Below are 17,912 nucleotides of genomic sequence, written 5' to 3' on the forward strand. Positions count from 1 at the left end.
CGAAAAATCTGGATAAGAATGATGTGATGACGCGCAATTTTAAATACCGGAAAATCACGCTGCCGCAAATTTCCAGAACCACCCTGCTTTAAGATATGAGTTCAGTCACAAATTTTTGTATCCGTTGCGCACTCCAAAAGTAATCGATTACTTTTTGCGTTACTTTTGTAATCGATTACTTTTTGGAAACGGGAAAAATTATGCTTCGTCACTTAGTCTTTAGCACCTGCCTTCTGGCTTCAACAGCAATGACTTCCACTGCTGCTTTGGCAGTGAATGTGGATGACAGTATCGCTCTGCAGATGTATACCCTGCGCAATGCCGGTCCGGCAGAAAAACAATTTGCCATGGCGCATGATGCCGGGTTTAAGCACGTAGAAATAGTCGGAACGCACGACCTCAGCGCTAAACAGTTAAGCTCCCTGCTGAAAAAGAACGATCTTACCGTTACCTCAGCGCACGTGCAGCTTTCAGCACTGGAAACAAATTACGCCGAAACGGTCGCCTTTAATAAATCAGTTGGCAATAGCACTATCGTTGTCCCATGGATTGAGCCGCAGGATCGTCCTGACAGTTCTCAGGGCTGGATCGACTTTGCCAGACGTCTGGATGCGATGGGAGCAAAACTGCGCCATGATCGCCTGCAACTTGCTTACCACAATCATAACTTTGAAATGAAAAAATATGGGGGTGTAACGGCACTGGAAATTATCCTGAATCACTCTTCACCGGATAATCTCAAACTTGAGATGGACGCAGCCTGGGTATCGCGCGGTGGTCAGGATCCGCTTCGTTTTCTCAAAGCCTATCCGGGACGGGTTTATGCCATTCACGCTAAAGACAATGCCTCAATCGGCATCCGGGACGATGAAATGAACTTTGCGCCCTTGGGTGAGGGATTACTGGACTGGTCAGCCATTCTGCCTGCAGCCAAAAACAGCGGCGTAAAGTGGTTTATCATTGAGCATGACAAACCAAAAGACGCGTGGAGCATTATCAGCACGTCACTGCGTAACCTCCGGGCCGCACTGCAAAAACAGCCGCATTAAGATTGTTTATGCGCTGGCTCGCTTAATCAGGTGGCCCTGCAGAATGACGCGTTGCGCCGCGGAGTCAGGCTGGTCTATCTTCTGCTGAATCAGCCTGAAAGCTTCACGGCCAATATCCCTCGAGGGCTGTGCCAGCGTGGTCAGCGGCGGCGAGATCATCTCCGCCAGCTCAGTGCCGTCAAACCCGGCTACCGCTATGTCACCGGGCACGCTATAACCAGAGGCCTGTATTGCCGCCATTGCACCCGCTGCCAGCGTGTCTGATACCGCAAATACCGCATCAGGGATCTCATCAGCGGCAAGCAGAGTCATCATTGCCTGCCTGCCTGCACTGAAACTCAGTTCACTGGCATAGCTGATGCCCTGCCAGTCCAGATTGTGCTCGTCCAGTTGAGACAGATATCCCTGCTGGCGCAGGCGCGCATATTTATAGCTGAGATCGTGATTTATCAGGGCTATACGTCTGCGACCCTGATCCGCCAGATAACCCACCACCTGCTGTGATGCCTCGCTGTCGTTAATGCCGACGCAGGATATGTCACCGGCATCAGCATACTCTGCGCACTGAACCCAGGGCGTATCAGCAATCAGATGGCTCAGCTCCGGCAGCTTGCTAAAAGCGTCCATGGTAATGATACCGTCAACCATTTTCCCCGACAGCAGCTGCAGGCTGGAACGGGAGCGCTCAATGTCCGAACCGGAATTGCACAGAAGAATGCGGTAACCGTTCTTCTCTGCCTCTTCTTCGATGCCTTTGACCACCTCGGCACAAAACGGATTCGAAATGTCGGACACCATAACCAGAATCATTGAGCTGCGCGCGGTGCGCAACTGGCGTGCCAGCAGGTTAGGCTGATAATTACTCGCTTTGATGGCCTGAAGCACTTTTTCGCGGTTGGCGTCTTTAACCGTATCGCTGTTGTTTAATACGCGTGACACCGTTGCAACGGAAACACCCGCCAGACGGGCGATTTTTTGAATGGACATGGAAGGATCCGGACCGAAACATATAGCACACAGGCTACCATAAAACCGCGCGAACAATAAGTTAACCCGGTCTGTGCAGGACGGACCGGGTTGTGTATCAGCAATTAACGCTGACCCAGCGTTGTTCCCTGTGACTCTGCACGATGGCTTCAACGATCGCCATCACCTGAGCACCATCGCGAAAGGTGGCATAGGTGGTATCCTGCGGAGCAGGCGCTCTTCCCTGCTCCACTGCCTGATAAAACTGCTGCATCATGGCGCGGAACGCATCCGGCCAGCCTTCGATGTGTCCCCCGGGAAAACGTGCGCGGCGGGCCACGTCAGGATTCATCAGGGCAGGATCGTCTGACAAAAGCTGGTTAGCCTTATGCCGGTATCCCAGCCACAGCTGCTGGGGCGTTTCCTGATCCCAGGCCAGCGACGCCTGGCTGCCATTCACTTCCAGGCTGAGGCGATTTTTGCGACCGGCTGAAACCTGCGAGACGCTAAAGCTCCCTTTACTGCCGTCATCAAAGCGGAACAGCACAAAGCCCATGTCTTCTGTGGTGACCTCGCGGAACTCATATTGTGCCTCCTCGTTCTGCGTGCCAAAAGTGCCGGCGGCAGCCAGGCTGGCTTTGCGCGTGGGCCAGACTATCGATAAATCGGCCATCACCTCCACGATTTTACGTCCGGTGACAAACTGAATGGTATCGCACCAGTGCGAACCGATATCCGCTACGGCCCGCGAGGCGCCGCCCTTTTCTGCATCCACGCGCCAGTTATAGTCGGTCTCTTCCAGCATCCAGTCCTGCAGGTAGCTACCCTGAGCCGAAAACAAACGCCCCAGCTGCTGGTAGCGCACCATACTGGCTGCCTGCTGTACCATGGCAAACTGGCGATAGACAAAGCTGACCCCGTTTACCACGCCCGCCTTTTCAGCCAGCTCAACCAGCTCACGCGCTTCATCCATGGTCATGCACAGAGGCTTTTCAGAGAAAACATGTTTGCCGGCGCTGATGATTTGCCGGTTTATTGCTGCATGGAGATGATTTGGCGTACAGTTATGCACAGCGTGCAGCCCTTCATGCTGTAAAAACGCCGCGACGTCGCTGTAGGCGTGCGGCACGTTCAGCTCTGCTGCACGCGCCTCGGCCGCGCTCTGGCTGGTATCACAGATGGCCACCACGTTAATGTTGCCGAGACGGCGTAACGCCTCAATATGCGCCGGTCCGATAAAACCGGTGCCGATAATCCCTGTGTTAATCACTTAAATCCCCTCTTATTTCAGACCCAGCTGGGCGCGTACCCCGGCGGTATCCTGTTGTCGTGCGGCGAAGTCGTCAAATGCGCGATCGGCAACCGGAATAATGTGGCGCTGAATAAATTCGGCTCCCTCAAGTGCGCCGGTGTCGCTCTCTTTCAGGCAGCACTCCCACTCGAGCACCGCCCAGCCGTCGTAGTCGTACTGCGCCAGCTTGCTGAAGATCCCTTTGAAATCAACCTGACCGTCGCCCGGTGAGCGGAAACGCCCGGCACGATCGATCCAGCGCTGATAGCCGCCGTACACGCCGCTGCGACCGTTAGGCAGATACTCGGCGTCTTTCACGTGAAACGCTTTGATGCGCTGATGGTAAATATCAATGAACTGCAGATAGTCGATATGCTGCAGCAACAGATGGCTGGGATCGAACAGGATGTTGCAGCGTGGATGATAATTCACCGCCGCCAGAAAACGGTCAAACGTCACGCCATCGTGCAGGTCTTCACCCGGATGAAGCTCGTAACAGAGATCAACGCCGTGACGATCAAACTCTTCCAGAACCGGCAGCCAGCGGCGCGCCAGTTCGGCGAACGCCTCTTCCAGCAGAGCCGGATTATGCGGCGGCCAGGGATAGACATAGGGCCACGCCAGCGAACCGGAAAAGGTTGCATGCGCGCGCAGCCCCAGCTTTGCCGAAGCCGCCGCAGCCTTTTTTACCGTCTCAATAGCCCAGGCCGTGCGCTTTGCGTTATCTCCGCGTACGTGTTCCGGCGCAAAGCCATCAAATGCCGCATCATGCGCAGGATGAACCGCAATCAGCTGTCCTTCCAGATGCGTTGAAAGCTCGCTGATTTCCAGACCGTATCCTGCCAGTAATGTCGTGACCTCATCGCAATAGGACTGGCTGGCTGCAGCACGCTCAAGGTCAAAAATGGCCGGATGATTACAGGGGATCTGCAATGCCCGATATCCCAGGTCTGCAGCCCATTTCGCCAGCCCCTCCAGCGAATTAAACGGGGCCTGTTGTCCGATAAACTGCGAAAGAAAAATGCCAGGTCCTTTTAACGTTTTCACGTACACCTCCGGTTAATCAAACCGCTTCATCCCGGTATTTAAAGGAGAAGAGGAAAAGAATGGCGATCGCCGCTGCTGCAATAGCCGGGACCCACCAGAACGTTGCCCAGTTTTCTGCCGTGCCCTGGCCGGCAACCAGGTTGTTGTAAAGTGCGCCAGAAATCTGTGAGCCCAGCAGCATGCCAATGCCGTAGGTGAACATCACTACCATGCTCTGCGCCTGCCCCTTGACCTTTTCGCCAGCGATCCTGTCGGTGTAGATGAACCCCACCACGAAAAAGAAGTCGTAGCAGACACCATGCAGCAGAATGCCCAGGTAGATCAGCGCGCGGCCCTCATCGTTCATACCCATCGCAAACAGCGCATAGCGCACGAACCATGCCAGCATCCCGACCAGCAGCATGTATTTCACGCCGAGGCGGCGGAACAGTAATGGGATCACCAGCATGAAGAAAATTTCAGACATCTGACCGAAGGACATCGCGGTGCTGACATTTGACACGCCGGCGTCTGCCAGCCATGAGGCGGTATAGGCATAGTAGGTGCCCAGTGGAATAGAGATCAGGGTGGCGCACAGCGCGAACACAAAAAAGTGCCGGATTTTAAGCAGTGCAAACGCATCCGCGCAGAACAGATCGCGGACCTTTAGCGGTAACCCTTTGGCGGGTGCCGGGGTATGGGGTAGCGTCAGGCTATAGATCGCGAGTGCCACAGAGCAGACCGATGCAACGGTGAAGATCGACGTGCTGGCAGAAATGCCGGCAAACCCAATAAAGATGCCGGCCACAATCCAGCCAATCGTCCCGAACACGCGCACCACCGGAAAACTTTTGTCGCTGCGGGCCAGGCTGTGAAAGGCAATGTTATTGGCAAGCGCCAGGGTGGGCATAAAGCACAGCGTATAACCAAATAACAGGGCGATGAGCAGCGCACCGTTCCCGGCCACCAACGCAGACGGAATAAACCACAGGATCACCGCGCCGGCAAGATTCATTACCGCCATGACTTTTTGCGAAGGAAAGAACCGGTCTACGAGCATGCCCAGCACAAAAGGAGACAGGATCGAGGCTATCGGCCCTGCTGAAAAAGCATCACCAATCAACAACGACATATTATGCTGCGCCATCACCAGCCCGAGCGTAACGGACCAGCTTCCCCAGATAAAAAACTGCATGAACATCATCAATGAGAGGCGAGGGATCAGTAAACGCTGTTGTGCCATTGCCTCCTCCCTGCCTGTTGCTGTAGTAGTCATACTCTCCTCACAATTTAAAGTAATCGATTACATTTTTGAATATGCATAAAGTAATCGATTACAAATGGAGTTTCCGTCTACCTGATCACACATTACATTTAATTACTTTCTGACCCGATTCGTTAAGATGCTGAGTTTCTGACGCAGCGCCTGAGGCAAACACGTTGTTATTCAAAATAGTCAAAACTTGTCTGACAGGCGCAAATTTTCCTGACCATCCTTCGCACTGGATCAAACCAGTAGCACTCAATCGCGATCAAATTACAGACCAAAAACCATATCCCCTTAGGGCAGCAGCAAATCAGAAGAGCTGGCCCTGAGCCAGCTTTCTGTAATCAGTTGAACCAGGGCTGGAAAGGATCGTGAAGCGTTGCCCAGCTGTCAGACCCGGCCTGCATCTCTTCGTCGGTTAACAGCGCGCTGTTCAGTTTCAGCCGAAGCTGAGGTTCATCCATACCGATGCCAATGAAGACCAGCTCCTGTCGCGCATCACCGGTATCCTCAGCCCAGTTTTGTATGATGTAATCACGTGACTCTCTATCTTCCGGCCAGTGCTGTTGCGGCACGTTGGCCCACCACATGCCTGCCAGCCCCTGACGACTCACGCCTCCCGCCTGAGACCAGGAGCCGGCATATCCGGGCCGGCTGGCAAGCCAGAAAAAGCCTTTCGATCGCACAATGCCTTTCATATCGTTTTCAATCACGTTCAGGAAACGGTCCGGATGAAACGGACGACGGGCGCGAAAGACGAAGTTATGAATGCCATACTCTTCTGTTTCAGGCGTGTGTTCGCCCCGTAGCTCCCTGAGCCAGCCCGGCGCCTGAGCCGCCGCGTCAAAATCAAATAATCCGGTATTTAGTACGTTATCCAGTGCGACCCTGCCAAATTCGGCGTTAACGATTTTGGCTCGGGGATTAAGAGAGTGCAGAATCGCCATCAGACGCGTTTTATCTGCTTCGCTGATCAAATCTATCTTGTTCAGGATCAACACATCGCAAAATTCGATCTGGTCGACAAGCAGATCCACGACCGTGCGCTCATCTTCCTCACCCAGCGACTCGCCGCGAGCCTGGATGCTTTCATCAGACTCATAGTCGCGAAGGAAATTGTAGCCATCAACAACCGTTACCATGGTGTCAAGCAAGGCAACTTCGGAGAGGCTCTGGCCGCTGTCATCGGCGAATGTGAAGGTTTCCGCCACCGGCAGCGGTTCAGAAATACCGGTGGATTCAATCACCAGATTATCGAAGCGCCCTTCCTGCGCCAGCCGGTTAACTTCCAGCAGCAGATCTTCGCGCAGCGTGCAGCAGATACAGCCGTTACTCATCTCTACCAGCTTTTCATCTGTGCGCGACAGTTCTGCGCCGCCCTCTCTGAGCAGCGCTGCGTCAATATTGACCTCTGACATGTCATTGACGATAACGGCCACGCGACGGCCTTCGCGATTATTCAGAATGTGATTCAGTAACGTCGTTTTCCCTGCGCCCAGAAATCCGGACAGAACGGTAACAGGTAACTTTTTAAACTGGCCAGCGTGTGGCGTGCAATCAGACATGACATGCTCTCCTGAAATGAACTGCTGAGTTCGTGGTCGCCAGCGAGCTGACAAACAAGCCGGACGACAGATTTATTTATTGTTATGTTATAACATAACCTTCGCGCTTGTCATTGACTCAAATGCGTATTGAGTTAACGCCAGGTATTTCAGAGCGTTTTTTACACGCGCTACCTGCCGGGAAAACAGATACTGCAGCAGGCTACAAAGCTCGCCGGTGATTGACAAAAGCCAGATAAAAATCTGATAATGTTATGTTATAACGTTACATTGGCAGATGATGATGAAATTTCCTTTTAAAATGCTCGCTCCGGCGTTCATGGCTTTCTCGTGCACAACCGCATTCGCCAGCACCTGGCCACTGACCGTTGAGAACTGCGGCGTTTCTGAAACATTCAGGCAGCCGCCCGCTCGCGTCGTTACGATTGGACAGCACGAAACTGAACTTCTGCTGGCGCTGGGGCTGGAAAAAACGATTGCCGGCACCTCGGTCTGGTTCGGCAAGCTTCCGCCCGAGCTTGAAAGCAGGGCCGCAGGCCTGAAGCGCCTTGCTGATAATTCGCCCGGGTTTGAAACGGTTGTGGCGCAAAAGCCAGAGCTGGTACTGGCGCAGTACAGCTGGCATGTCGGTCCACAGGGTGAAGTGGCCACGCGTGAACAATTTGAGCAACTGGGCATCAGAACATGGATATCCCCTGCTGACTGCACGGGCAAAACCGTCACAGAGATGTCGAACGGCGACGGCGCGCGTACTACGCCTTATACGCTGAACTCCGTCATGAATGAGATCACTCAACTGTCACAAATTTTCGATGTCGCCGATCGCGGAGAGGCGCTCAAAAAGAATCTGGCGGATCGGATCGCTCACGCGCAGCAGCAGGCAGACGCGCAGACAGGACCTCCGCTTAACGTCGTTTTCTGGTTTTCCAGCAGCCGGCTGAAAGGCGATCCGTGGGTGGCGGGTAATGACGGCGCGCCGGGCTGGATAAGCAAGACCCTTGGCCTGCAGAATATCATTCACTCTTCAGAGGAGTGGCCTGCGGTGACGTGGGAGCATATTGCTCACTCTCAGCCCGACGTGATCGTTATCGCCAGTATGGACAGACGGCTTTATCCCGCTGATGACGCCTCGGTAAAAAAGGCCTTTCTCCAGAATGACCCTGTCACGCGCGAAATCAATGCGGTCAGGCAAGGCCACATCATCGTCGTACCGGCAATGTCGCTCAATCCCTCACTGCGCAACGTGGATGCAGTAGAGCTAATTGGCAAACAACTGTCCGCATACAGAAACGAACATGGCAAATAAGATCTCTTCGCCAGCGCAGACAGCGATAGTCATTCTGGCAGGCTTACTCAGCCTGCCTGTGACGATGGTGTTAGCCGCTTCAACAGGCGACATGCCCGTTTCTTTTACCGTTACCGCTCAGGCGATCGCCAACGGGCTGGGCCTGTCACATTATGACCTCCCGCCGGTTGAGGCGGGCATCGTCTGGCAGTATCGAATGAGCAGAGCGTTAATGGCGGCCAGCAGCGGTGGCGGACTGGCGCTGTGCGGGCTGGTGCTACAGTCCGTTTTGCGTAATCCGCTTGCTGAACCTTATCTGCTGGGGATTTCAGCCGGTGCTTCAACCGGTGCCGTCTGTATTATGCTGTTAGGCGTTGGCGGTGGGATTGTCACTGTCGGCGCCGGCGCGTTTACCGGTGCATGCCTGGCGTTTGGGCTGATTTTGCTGTTATCTGGCGGCATACAGAATCACACCGGAAGAATCATCCTCGCTGGCGTGGCGGGCACTCAGCTGTTTAATGCACTGACCTCTTATATTGTCAGTACCGCCGCGAATGCCGAGCAGTCGCGCGGTGTGATGTTCTGGCTACTGGGTAGCCTCAGCGGCGTGCGCTGGCCTGATGCCATACTCTGTTCTCTTGTTTCACTTGCCGGTTTAATGCTGGTTATTGGCCATGCACGATCGCTGGATACATTTACTTTTGGCGTTGAGATATCGGCCACACTGGGCACGCGTGTGCTTTTTGTCCGCATAATGCTACTGCTGGTTACCGCTCTGGTCACGGCCGTTATCGTCAGTTCGATTGGCGCTGTCGGATTTATCGGCCTGGTCATTCCTCATATAACGCGGATGCTGGTGGGCCACCGGCATCTGGTTAGCATTCCCGTAACGTTTATTGCTGGCAGTCATTTTATGATCCTCGCCGATCTCCTATCCAGAACGTTGATAACGCATCAGGTCTTACCTGTCGGCGTGGTGACTGCTCTGGTCGGTGCACCTGTTTTTGCCGTTATTCTCTACAGCAACCGGGGGAAGTCGATATGAGTATTGTGGTCACTCATCTTGATGTTGAATTGCAAAACAACACTATCCTGTCAGACATCTGTTTTAGCGCCGGACCTGCGCAGACTGTTGGGCTGCTTGGGCCGAACGGCTCCGGTAAATCAACGCTGATCAGGTCGCTGGCGGGTTTGTTTCCCGCTTCCGGCAATCGTATTCAAATCGCCGGTACGTCGCTCTGCCAGTTTCCACGCCGCCACCTTGCACGGAAGCTGGCCTTTGTGCCACAGCATGCAGAAGCTGATAACGAACTGAGCGTCATTGATATTGTGCGTCTGGGGCGCACGCCACATCGCAGCGCATTCAGTCGATGGCGGGATGCGGATAATCATGCGGTGCAGGAAGCGCTTACACAGATGCAGTTAAACAGTCTGGTCAGCCGGCCGTGGCAGCGCTTATCAGGCGGTGAACGACAGCGCTGTCAGATTGCACGCGCGCTGGCGCAAAAGCCCAATATCCTCCTGCTTGATGAGCCGGTAAATCATCTGGATATTCAGTTTCAGCTCGAATTAATGCGGCTTATTACTGCGTTGCCTGTAACGGTGGTTATTGCGCTGCACGATCTGAATCTGGCCGCCAGGTATTGTCAGCATCTGGTCGTTCTGCAGCAGGGCAAAGTTATTGCAACAGGCTCTCCGGAGAGCGTTCTGACGCCAGCGCTTATTCATTCCACATGGAAAGTTCACGCACTGGTTAACCGACGGGGAAACGGTGCCATAAACATACAATATGTTTAACCACTCTATTTATAAACGACCTGGCTCTCTTTCCACTGCTTACTTATGAAAGTGTACTGAAGACAGGCAAGAAACTTTTGAGGAACCGGTATGGCCATTAAATCTCCCTGCACCGACGTTTGCATCTTTGATCAGTCGAAAGGCTGGTGTAAAGGATGTGGCCGCACGCTAAAAGAGGCAAAAGAATGGCGCAAGCTTTCTCCTTATCATCGTAAACAGATTGAGCGAGCGCTTCCTGTGCGGCTGAACATTCTAATGAAGAGTTAAACGCCACCGGTTTTGTCGAATGCGCGCTGACGCGCCTGACGCGCCCCCTGTGAGGTTGCCACCCTGGTTAATTTTTGAACTTCCATGAGTCTGCCTGCGCTGAGCGAAACCTTACAGGAGGCTATTCCTTCTGAACAGAATCACTTTGCGGCGTCCGGTGACGTGCCTGCCTTTACTGACAGGCACTGCGCTTCTAGCGACTCAGGGTGGCGAGTAAGGCATCAATGGACGTCTGCAGACCAGCTTCAACACTCATCGTCAGATCTTCCATTTCAAGTGACACATCACCGTTATAACCAGTCATACGCAATACTGAAAAAAACTCTTTCCACCATTTCAGATCCTGCCCGCAACCTACAGCAACATAGTTCCAGGTACGGGTTCTGGTATCGGTAACGGGCTGGTACTCCATCAGTCCATCAATGTCGGCCAGACCGCGCTCGATTCGCGCATCTTTACCATGAACATGAAAAACCGCACCTTCCAGCTTACGCGCTGCTGCGATGGGGTCGGCACCCATAGCGATCAGATGAGAGGGATCCAGGTTGATGCCAATCATGTCATCTACGGCGTGACGCAGACGCAGTAAGGTGGATGGGTTATAAACCAGCTGACTGGGGAACTCTTCGATAGCAATTTGCTCTACGCCATGGTGCTTTGCGTGCTGCACAAACTTTTTCCACCATGGAATGGCGACATCGTTCCATTGATAGTCAATTACACCCGGCATGTAATCCGGCCATGAAACCGTTGATGTTATCCAGTTCGGCACGCGATCTTCTGGCCCGCCGCCTGGCAAACCGCTCATCATCACAATTTTTTTAACACCCAGCTTGCCTGCTAACTCTACTGTCCTGTAGCTGCTTTTAGTATGGGTTTCGCCCAGTTCACCAGGCGCTAACGGGTTGCCAGAACAGTTCAGCGCGACAATACGCATCTCCCGCTCAGCCAGTTCCTGTTTGAATTGCTCAAGCTTTTCAGGCGAATTTAATAACGCTTCAGTTTTAACATGTGGACAGGGTGACCAGCCGCCTGCGGTCATTTCAACACCACTGATCCCATAACTTTTAACTTTGTCCAGCATTGCCGGAAAAGGTAAATCCGCCAGAACATCAGTACACAATGCAAGTTCCATTCTATTATCCCCAATATTTTGCGTGCGTTACGCTCTTTCGAATTGATCGATAAACCCGGATTTAGTTCTGGCATTCGCTAATAAGGTGGTCTTAACTTCATCACCCAGCAAATCTGCAATATCCGCCAGAATCTGAATATGCTCATTTTTCGTTGCAGCTACAGCGACAACAATGAAAACAATTTTCCCTTTACCCCAGCTTACGCCATCGGGAAACTGAAACACCTAAAAGCCAGATTGAATAACCAGATCGAGGTTTTCCTTTGCGCAATGGGGAAGCGCAATACCTGCTCCAATATAGGTTGAAACACTCTTTTCCCGTAAGAGCATTGCCTGTTCAAAGCCGGGTTTGACATAACCCGCTTTTTCCAGGGCGCTGGCGGCAATGTGTATTGCCTCATTTTTATGCGTTGCCCGGCACTGCAAATGCAGCGCGTCTTCCGTTAAATTCAACATCACTTATTCCTCACTGGTGGCGCAAGAGTGCATTAATCAACGATAAAGGGCGGGCTGCGGTGGAATAATGACATCGTGTTTTTCGCCATCTTTTAGCGAGGCTAAACCGGCATCACAAACCAGCGCCACTACGTAACCATCCCATGAGGAGGGGCCGCTCATCTCGCGCCCGTTACGCACGTTATCAACAAAATGCTGCACCTCCCGATCGTATGCCGTGGCGAAACGTTCCATACAGGATTGTGCAATATGCTGTGCGTTACCATTCAGCGAACGCGTGCTAATCAGCTGCTGTTCAGTCAGCGCGACAATCGCGTTTTCGCCAATCACTTCACAGCGAATGTCATAGCCGTAATGGCAGTTCACAAACAGCTCATCATCGATGCGCACACCCGATTCGGTTTCGAAAATTATGATTAAAGGATCCTGTAAATGCGGCAGCGCACGCCGGGTTTTCTTACGCGGTTTATCCACGCGCACCGAAATAATGTTCTCATTAAGCAAATAGCGAATAATGTCGATTTCGTGCGTGGCGGAATCATTCACCGCCATTTCCAGCGTATAGCTTTCCGGCACAGAGGGATTTCTGTGCGCGCAATGGATCAGCAGGATATCGCCCGGTTTGCCGTCATCAATTGTCTTTTTCAGCGCCTGATAACCCGGGTCAAAACGGCGCATAAAGCCAAGCTGAAGCAGACGCTTACCGGTTCTGACTTCAGCATCAATAATTTCTGCTGATTCATCAGCAGTGGGCGTTAACGGCTTTTCGCAAAATACCGGTTTGCCGGCATTAAATGCCGCAAGGATTTGCGTTTTATGAACCGGGCCTATTGAGCAAATAAACACTGCATCGACCAGCTCCGAATTAATCATCTCTTCAGCATCATAAAATGCCGTAGCGTTAAATTCTCTGGCCGCCGCATCGGCTGCCGTATGGTTTATATCGCAAACAGCAGTAACCTGCGCGCCAGTAATTGTATTTTGAAAACGTTTCAGGTGATCCTGGCCAATCATGCCCAGACCAATCAGGCCAATTTTGACAGTCATTTATTTACCCTCAGTTACTAAAGCGTTAGAAACGAAATTTCTTTTCGATTTGTTCTAATGTCAGACCGCGTGTTTCCGGCAGATATTTCACCAGCAGAATCAACATAATGATGTTAGTTGCCCCGAAGAAGCCAAAGGTCAGGCCGCCTCCGTAATGGTTCAGCAGGAAAGGGAAAATAGACTGGATTATGAAATCGAATATCCACAAACCGAATACCGCAAAGCCCATACCGATACCGCGCATTCTGAGAGGATAGATTTCTGCCAGCATCAGCCAGAACACCGGTGCTATCCAGCCCTGCATGAACACCAGAAAAACCAGCATCAAGCCAAGGATCACATAGGGTGCGCTGGCAAAATTCGCATGCAGAATTTCTGCACCATCCACAACTTCAGTGTGAAACAGGAACTTAAACGCTAAACCAATCAGTAGCAGGCTCAGCGTGACGCCGGCCTGTCCGGTAAAAAACATTTTCCGGCGTGAGTGTTTGCCAATTAACGCCATGCCAAGGAGGGTAGCCAGTACAGAGATAATGCCATTGGCTACTGCGCCAGTGACAGCTGCCGCATCGCCCAGGCCCGTGGCTTTCAATACCGTTGGCGCGTAGTACATGATGGTATTGACCCCGGTAACGCGAGTTGCGAGTACGATCATTAAGCCCGTTAACACCAGTTGAATCACCCAGCGTTTTTTCAGTTCGTCAAACAGGTTTAATTTCATCTGATCGGCTTTGACGATTTGCTGGATATCTTTCACTTCGCGGTCAACTTCTTCCGGCAGGCGAAGCGTTTTCAATACGCTTATGGCCTTTTCAGTTTCACCGCGACGAATAAAGAAACGCGGTGATTCCGGCATCATAAGCATACCGATCCACAATAGCGCGCCAGGCAGTGCCGGAATAGCCAGCATAATGCGCCAGTTGTGCTGCAACTCGGGATAGACATTCACAAGCGTTGCATTAACGGAATACGCGAGGAACTGGCCGGTAACAATCATTAGCTCATTGACGGTGACTAACCGCTCGCGCTGATCGGCTCGTGCCAGTTCGGAAATATAAATGGGTACGGTTACAGAAGCGCAGCCCACCGCTAAGCCCAGGATAAAACGCGCAACAATCATTGATGGCACATCCCACGCAAACGCCGTGCCTAACGCGCCGAACATAAAAACAGCTGCCACCCAAAGCAAATTTTTACGACGTCCTTGCTTATCTGATAAATATCCACCAAATAGCGAGCCCAGCGCGGCACCAAACAGCAGAAATGAAGTGATAAATCCTTCCTGAGCCGGTGTCAGATTCATATCATATTTCATGAATATTAATGCGCCGGAGATAACGCCGGTGTCATAACCGAAACATAAGCCGCCAATGGTTGATACAAGCGTAATCAAACGCATGCGCTTAGGATTTTGCAGGTGAGTTTTGTTATACATAGTTTTTCCATCTGGTTGTAAGGTAATACCGTTGCAAGCCGTTTATAGTCAGAATAAAGCTATGTTGTTTTAAAACGTTAAAAAGAGCAGTTAACTTACTGGCTGTGTAAGTATGATTTTAATTTCAGCGTGAAGAGGCTGCTGTGACCCTCAAACGTTACGACAACGTTATATCAAAGTGAAAATCAAAAGCCAGACACGTCTCTCCGTACTATTTACCAGCGTGCTGGCGATCAAATATTTTTAATTACATTCGTGAAAAGCAGTGATAATCATCACGCCGTCAAATATGAACATTGACATAGCAAGATTGAAGAGAGTTTGAAAAGTCAATTTTTACCACCACTGTGGTGGCTTACTTGTAAGAAATAAAATAGCAATTTTGATGATTATTGACCGTTTAATGAAAATACCCCTCTTAACAGAGTTAGCTTGTTACTGTCTTTATCTGAATGAGTGCATCCGGCTGCTTTTTAAAGAACGTGATGACAATCATGTCTCCTTGCGTGACCAGAGCGGTCATAACAATTAAAGAGAGTTAAGGATAAAGGAATTTCATTCTGGCATTATATATCAGTGGGTTAGTCAGGAAGAAAAAGCAAAGTTGATGATTACCAGCGCGTAAAGTCGTGTCAGAATAGCGCCATCACGACAGGAGACATTATGATCACCTTCAGTCTTAACGAGCATCCTTCCGCACGCGGCTTCGACAGTGGCCTGCGACCGCGCCTGAGCTTCATCTGCAAAGCTGAAGGCAAAGAGGAAGCGATTCCTCGCGTAATGCACAAACATGATGAACGCTTTGAATTGATGTTTATCCGCTCAGGCAAGGGTATTTATAATATCGACGGCCGTAGCTATGTCGTTAAATCTGGCGATATATTACTGTTCAATGCCAGCGTGCTTCATGATGAATGCCCGGAAGCCTCAGATGACCTGCTGATATTCAGCTGTGGCGTTGAGCAACTGAAGGTCGATGGTTTGCCACTGAACGTCCTTACGCCTCGCTCGCAAACCGCGGTCATGCCAGCCGGCAATTATTATCATGAAATTTGCCAGTCGTTTGAACAGATGTGGTCGCATGTCAGTAATAAGCGTCTGTACAGCACAGAAATTGGCGATAGCTTACTCAGCGTGCTGTTATTATTGTGCCGGAATATCTGGATAGAAAGCAAACCGCAACAGGAAAGCACCAGCGTATTATTAGGGCAGCGCGTGAAGGACTATATCGACAACCATTATAAAGAAGATATCTCCCTGAGTTCGATTACTGCAGCGATGAATATGAATCAGTTCTATCTGGCACATGTCTTCAAAGCCTATTCGGGTTATTCCCCAAAACAGTATCAGACCCGCCGCCGTATCGGCGAGGCACAAAACTTATTATTAAGCACTGACCTGGGAGTCATAGATGTAGCAAGTGCTGTAGGCTACGATAACGTAAACAATTTCCACCGAATCTTTCATAATCTTGTCGGCATTCCGCCTGCCCGTTATAAAAAATTCTGGATAACCGGGCAGATAAAAAGATAAGTTACATGGATACTTTGTGTGCGGCACGATCACCCTGCCCCTGATCTGTTCTGAGATGCTTCCGGTTTTCTTTTTCTCATACAGTTTAAGACGCATCCGGTAATATTGCGTGACCGTATGCAGGCTTTCTATCTCCTGTTGATTCCCGCTATATTAAATTCTGATTCAGAGGAAATTATGCTCAAAGCTCTTCACGGTATTACAACCCATTACTGCAATGTGGTTACTGAAGCACGTATAGCTGCGGAAGCGGGCTATGATGGTCTGGAGTTTTTGCATGATAAATTGCTGCGTTATCTCGATCACGGCGGCAGTACTGCACAACTTAACACGCTGGTGCGGGGTCATGGATTACAGACCTTGTGTCTTAATGCCCTGATAAATATTGAACGCTATCAGGGCGCAGAAAAGCAGCAAATGCTGGCTGAAGCCAGGCGACTGACGCAGATTGCGGCGGATTTGGCCTGCCCAACCATTCAGATTCTGGCGCAGCACGGCATTGATCATCTGCCAGAGAGGCAAATTCTCGATATTATTACCGAAAATATTGCTGAGATTGCCACTATTGGCCAGCAATATGGGGTGCGCTATCAGATTGAGGTTATCGCGCATACGCGATTCAACACGCTCAATCAGGCACTGAAGGTGATTCAGCGTATAAATGCACCTAATATCGGTTTAGTCATCGACTTCTGGCACCTCTTTGCGACCGGGCATACTACGCCGGAAGATATTCAACAGCTCGATCCTGCCCTTATCTACGGCGTGCACTTTTGTGATGGCCGTAAGCCCCGCCCTGGTGAAGAATGGAACGAAACGGTGCTGCGCGCTTATATGCCCGGCGAAGGAGATATTGATATTCAGGCATGGAGCAATGCAGTTAAAGCCACCGGTTTTGATGGCGTGTGGTCAGCAGAATTATTCAGCCCGGCACGCTGGGAAATGGACCACGCTATCCTGGCAAAACAGATCATTGATAATATGAAATTCTATTTAGGTTAAGGCTTTGGCTGTCCGCTTTGTGCCGAAAGCGAAACTACTAATTTTCAATGTCTGGAGACTCCGGACGTGCCCCCAACCCGATATCTTTAATTACTGAAGTCTGTAGATGCTCGCGTTCCAGTAACCATTACCCTGACTACAATATTCTTTAAAACCCAAAGACCTCAGTTCCCCTGCAATTAGCCGATTCATCACCCCATGTCCCATAAGAAGCACAGGCCCGTCGGATGCTTTTGCCAACCCGACGAGGCTATTCGCAGCCTGAGCAGCACGTTGCTTAGCTTTTCCCACACGCTCCACATTACGGGACAGGCCGCTTAGCCACATAACGCGAAAAAAAGCAGCCCACACGGCTGGAGATAACCTGAAACCGGGCAGGTGAAATACCGGCAAATCTGCTTCCCTGAACACCTCATCAATAACCTCCGGTTCAAGCCCTAATGCTTTCAGGGAAGAAAGTGCTCTGGGAAGAGGGCTACTTATGATTCGCGATGCGCTGACCGCTAATGATTTGCTGGAATCGGGCGGTGTATCTTCTCCTGTATCAGAACGGTCATATTCTGCAATCCAGTTGCACATTTCACGGCTCGTTACTTTCGCAGAAGCTGTAAAAGCGGGCTTTCCATGACGCATTAAAATAATTTCCATACAGAACTTCTTATTTATTGTCCTAATGTCCGCTTCTCACTCAAAGCGGAGATGACTAAACCTGAATGCACTCATCAATGGCGAGCCGTTGACAGTGCATAGCCATGTACTCCATCGGAATCTTCAGGCTGTTTTTCATCGGA

Annotated in this window: 16 protein-coding genes and 1 pseudogene; 7 read left to right on the forward strand and 10 right to left on the reverse strand. The window is 51.1% G+C overall.

All coding sequences use genetic code 11. The annotated features are described in order from the left end of the window. The first annotated feature begins 248 nt into the window (after positions 1-248). Positions 249-1,049 carry a sugar phosphate isomerase/epimerase family protein gene (locus B4M48_RS04745; RefSeq protein WP_233496277.1) on the forward strand — a complete coding sequence of 267 codons (801 nt, stop codon included), beginning with the start codon at positions 249-251 and terminating at the stop codon, positions 1,047-1,049. A 6-nt stretch (positions 1,050-1,055) separates the two neighbouring features. Here the strand turns inward: B4M48_RS04745 and B4M48_RS04750 are convergent, their stop codons facing one another. From B4M48_RS04750 to zigA, 5 genes are all read right to left on the reverse strand, one after another. Continuing rightward, positions 1,056-2,036 carry a LacI family DNA-binding transcriptional regulator gene (locus B4M48_RS04750; protein ID WP_071668173.1) on the reverse strand — a complete coding sequence of 327 codons (981 nt, stop codon included), beginning with the start codon at positions 2,034-2,036 and terminating at the stop codon, positions 1,056-1,058. 97 nt (positions 2,037-2,133) lie between these two features. Then, on the reverse strand, positions 2,134-3,285 hold the full coding sequence (locus tag B4M48_RS04755) for a Gfo/Idh/MocA family protein (RefSeq protein ID WP_145339737.1): 1,152 nt from the start codon (positions 3,283-3,285) through the stop codon (positions 2,134-2,136). Between the two features lie 12 nt (positions 3,286-3,297). Continuing rightward, positions 3,298-4,353, reverse strand: a complete 1,056-nt coding sequence (locus tag B4M48_RS04760; RefSeq protein WP_071668171.1) for a sugar phosphate isomerase/epimerase family protein — start codon at positions 4,351-4,353, stop codon at positions 3,298-3,300. A 16-nt stretch (positions 4,354-4,369) separates the two neighbouring features. After that, on the reverse strand, positions 4,370-5,608 hold the full coding sequence (locus tag B4M48_RS04765) for an MFS transporter (protein ID WP_104085728.1): 1,239 nt from the start codon (positions 5,606-5,608) through the stop codon (positions 4,370-4,372). Positions 5,609-5,943: 335 nt separating this feature from the next. Beyond that, positions 5,944-7,164 (reverse strand): zinc metallochaperone GTPase ZigA, encoded by a 1,221-nt coding sequence (gene zigA, locus B4M48_RS04770; RefSeq protein ID WP_071668169.1) that lies wholly within the window; start codon positions 7,162-7,164, stop codon positions 5,944-5,946. Between the two features lie 319 nt (positions 7,165-7,483). On the opposite strand from zigA, the gene B4M48_RS04775 reads away from it, so the two are divergent. The 4 genes from B4M48_RS04775 (at position 7,484) to B4M48_RS04790 (ending at position 10,513) form a co-directional block, all read left to right on the forward strand. Next, complete coding sequence (locus tag B4M48_RS04775) at positions 7,484-8,470, forward strand: ABC transporter substrate-binding protein (protein WP_254794533.1); 987 nt, start codon at positions 7,484-7,486, stop codon at positions 8,468-8,470. Further along, entirely contained in the window at positions 8,460-9,494 is a 1,035-nt protein-coding gene (locus tag B4M48_RS04780) for a FecCD family ABC transporter permease (RefSeq protein WP_083429487.1), read from the forward strand. Before B4M48_RS04775 ends, B4M48_RS04780 begins: the two co-directional genes overlap by 11 nt. Then, a complete protein-coding gene (locus B4M48_RS04785; RefSeq protein WP_071668167.1) occupies positions 9,491-10,246 on the forward strand; it encodes an ABC transporter ATP-binding protein in 756 nt (251 codons plus the stop codon). Before B4M48_RS04780 ends, B4M48_RS04785 begins: the two co-directional genes overlap by 4 nt. Before the next feature lie 90 nt (positions 10,247-10,336). Continuing rightward, positions 10,337-10,513 (forward strand): DUF1289 domain-containing protein, encoded by a 177-nt coding sequence (locus B4M48_RS04790; protein ID WP_071668166.1) that lies wholly within the window; start codon positions 10,337-10,339, stop codon positions 10,511-10,513. Positions 10,514-10,706: 193 nt separating this feature from the next. On the opposite strand, the gene B4M48_RS04795 is transcribed toward B4M48_RS04790, so the two are convergent. The 4 genes and pseudogenes from B4M48_RS04795 to B4M48_RS04810 form a co-directional block, all read right to left on the reverse strand. After that, positions 10,707-11,648, reverse strand: coding sequence for a sugar phosphate isomerase/epimerase family protein (locus tag B4M48_RS04795; RefSeq protein ID WP_288656125.1), 942 nt, complete (start codon positions 11,646-11,648; stop codon positions 10,707-10,709). A gap of 27 nt (positions 11,649-11,675) precedes the next feature. Beyond that, positions 11,676-12,104, reverse strand: a pseudogene (locus B4M48_RS04800) (PTS sugar transporter subunit IIA). Between the two features lie 36 nt (positions 12,105-12,140). Beyond that, the gene (locus B4M48_RS04805; protein WP_250341366.1) at positions 12,141-13,151 is read right to left on the reverse strand and encodes a Gfo/Idh/MocA family protein; all 1,011 of its coding nucleotides are present in this window, start codon (positions 13,149-13,151) and stop codon (positions 12,141-12,143) included. A 25-nt stretch (positions 13,152-13,176) separates the two neighbouring features. Further along, entirely contained in the window at positions 13,177-14,586 is a 1,410-nt protein-coding gene (locus tag B4M48_RS04810) for a sugar porter family MFS transporter (protein WP_094110822.1), read from the reverse strand. A gap of 663 nt (positions 14,587-15,249) precedes the next feature. On the opposite strand from B4M48_RS04810, the gene B4M48_RS04815 reads away from it, so the two are divergent. Beyond that, positions 15,250-16,119 (forward strand): AraC family transcriptional regulator, encoded by an 870-nt coding sequence (locus B4M48_RS04815; RefSeq protein ID WP_250341368.1) that lies wholly within the window; start codon positions 15,250-15,252, stop codon positions 16,117-16,119. Positions 16,120-16,236: 117 nt separating this feature from the next. Then, entirely contained in the window at positions 16,237-17,121 is an 885-nt protein-coding gene (locus B4M48_RS04820) for a sugar phosphate isomerase/epimerase family protein (protein WP_288656130.1), read from the forward strand. A 90-nt stretch (positions 17,122-17,211) separates the two neighbouring features. On the opposite strand, the gene B4M48_RS04825 is transcribed toward B4M48_RS04820, so the two are convergent. Continuing rightward, positions 17,212-17,769, reverse strand: coding sequence for a histidine phosphatase family protein (locus B4M48_RS04825; RefSeq protein ID WP_233207438.1), 558 nt, complete (start codon positions 17,767-17,769; stop codon positions 17,212-17,214). Positions 17,770-17,912: the final 143 nt, after the last annotated feature.

Origin of the sequence: Pantoea sp. UBA6567, assembly GCF_002434165.1 — a bacterium.
Taxonomy (GTDB): domain Bacteria; phylum Pseudomonadota; class Gammaproteobacteria; order Enterobacterales; family Enterobacteriaceae; genus Pantoea; species Pantoea eucrina.